The following is a 1,357-nucleotide window of genomic DNA, read 5'->3' as shown; positions in this document are numbered from 1 at the left end:
TTACCGGCGCGCGCATTCGGCGCCGGCCAGGGCCTCGCTATGAACAGGACCAACGCCATCTTGGCAGGCGCTCGCTGCCGCTGCCCAAACTGCGGAGAGGCGCCGCTATTCTCCGGGTACCTGAAAGTACGGTCGGCCTGCGAGCGCTGCGGCGCAGACCTTTCGCGAGCTGATTCCGGCGATGGGCCGGTGGTGTTCATCCTGCTGATCGTTGGAGCTATTGGCTGCTTCGGGATGCTGTTCGCGGAAATCCGCTTCCATCCGCCGATCTGGCTGCAACTCCTCATCTGGCTGCCAGGAATGGGGTTGCTGACCCTGGCCCTGCTTCGCCCCTTCAAGGCGATCCTGATCGCCCTGCAATTTCACAATCAAGCGTCGGAGGCGCGCCATGACGACTAGCTCCTCAGCGCAAGCGACCCCGCCGGTCGGCGCGGTCGCCTCGGAGGTCACGGCCGCAGCGGTGGTGTTGGCGGAGGGGGCGCGAGCCGTTGCGACCCTAAGCGAAATGGCAGGGAGGGTGTCGTGATCAAGCTCCTGGACGCTCCGACCTCGACCGGCGAGGTCTCCGTGACGATGCGGCGGGCGGACGGCGCCGTGGGCTATCTCAAGGGCGACGTTCTTCAGACCTTGATCGACGTCCGCGGTAGAAACCTCGCTGCGCACGTGGACGCCGCAGTCGACGTCCTGCTCCAGGAAGGCGCGGGCCGGATTCTGGTGCTGGGCTTTGGCGGCGGGGCGGCCTCGACCATGCTCCACCAGGCCGGAGCGAGCGTGGTCTCCGTCGATCGCGACCCCTGCGCAAAGCCGCTCGCCGAGCTCTTCTTTCGCGCGCCGCCCTGCCTGGAGGTCGTCGTCAGCGACGCGGCGGCCTATGTGGAGCAGGCGAGGGCCGCCTCATTCGATGGGATGTTCATCGACTTCCAGGACTCCTGCGTCACGCCGGAGGCCTATCTCTCGGCGTCCTTCTGGCGAGCCGTCGGCCGGGTGTTGAAGCCGGGCCGCATGATGGTCATCAACCTGACCGACTGGCTCTATGATGGGCGCGACTGGACGGACTTTCGACGAGCGCTGGGCCAGGGAGGTTTTGACGCCGTTGCGCTGAGCCATGAATATGGTGACGGCAACCGGATCCTGGTGTCGTCAACCCTGTCGCAGTCGGTTGGCGAACTGGTGTTATGAGCCCGACCTCGTCCAAGGCGCGTTCCGCGTGGCTTGGTCTGAGGCGCGGGGCGCGGGGGCGCTGTCCCAACTGCGGGGAGGGGAGCCTCTTTCGCGCCTATCTGAAGATCCGCCCGTTCTGCGACATCTGCCGGCATGAGAATGGACAGTATCCGGCCGACGACGCGCCGCCGTCCTT

At 66.3% G+C, this 1,357-nt stretch carries 2 protein-coding genes; both read left to right on the top strand.

What is annotated here, in order from left to right:
• Positions 1-399 (top strand): DUF983 domain-containing protein (locus Q7T84_RS07795; RefSeq protein ID WP_370653629.1); only part of this gene is annotated, 399 nt, incomplete at its 5' end.
• Positions 400-522: 123 nt separating this feature from the next.
• The gene (locus tag Q7T84_RS07790) at positions 523-1,179 is read left to right on the top strand and encodes a spermidine synthase (RefSeq protein WP_304807440.1); all 657 of its coding nucleotides are present in this window, start codon (positions 523-525) and stop codon (positions 1,177-1,179) included.
• Positions 1,180-1,357: the final 178 nt, after the last annotated feature.

The organism is Phenylobacterium sp. (assembly GCF_030654915.1).
Classification (GTDB): domain Bacteria; phylum Pseudomonadota; class Alphaproteobacteria; order Caulobacterales; family Caulobacteraceae; genus Phenylobacterium.
The sequence above is the reverse complement of the archived record's forward strand: the minus strand, read 5'-3'. Positions and strand labels throughout refer to the sequence as shown.